The following is a 366-nucleotide window of genomic DNA, read 5'->3' as shown; positions in this document are numbered from 1 at the left end:
AGGCCGGTACGGCCATGCTGGCCCAGGCCAACCAGGTGCCGCAGAACGTGATGTCGCTGCTCCGCTAAACCGCTTCACGGGAATCGTTGCCTGGCGCAGGCGTCCCGGACGGATTCGTCTCCCTCCGTTTGACGCCGGGAGGAAGGGCCCACCCCTTCCTCCGCCTTCCACCGGCTTGGTGGTGGGCGCCGGGCCTTCCTTCTCCGCTGTAGATCCACTCTTCTTCCACCCGGGTCCGCGTCATGGCACAGGTCATCAACACCAACACGATGTCGTTGAATGCCCAGCGCAACCTGAGCACCAGTGGCGCCTCGCTCGCCACCACCATCCAGCGCCTCTCGTCCGGCCTGCGCATCAACAGCGCGA

The 366-nt window shown here is 65.8% G+C and carries 2 protein-coding genes; both read left to right on the top strand.

The window, feature by feature from the left end; all coding sequences use genetic code 11:
* A partial coding sequence (locus tag AX730_RS19540; RefSeq protein ID WP_157074124.1) for a flagellin occupies nucleotides 1–68 on the top strand: 68 nt, incomplete at its 5' end.
* 174 nt (nucleotides 69–242) lie between these two features.
* A partial coding sequence (locus tag AX730_RS18385) for a flagellin N-terminal helical domain-containing protein (RefSeq protein ID WP_475277080.1) occupies nucleotides 243–366 on the top strand: 124 nt, incomplete at its 3' end.

Origin of the sequence: Pseudoxanthomonas mexicana (assembly GCF_001556105.1) — a bacterium.
Taxonomy (GTDB): Bacteria; Pseudomonadota; Gammaproteobacteria; order Xanthomonadales; family Xanthomonadaceae; genus Pseudoxanthomonas_A; species Pseudoxanthomonas_A mexicana_A.
The sequence above is the reverse complement of the archived record's forward strand: the minus strand, read 5'-3'. Positions and strand labels throughout refer to the sequence as shown.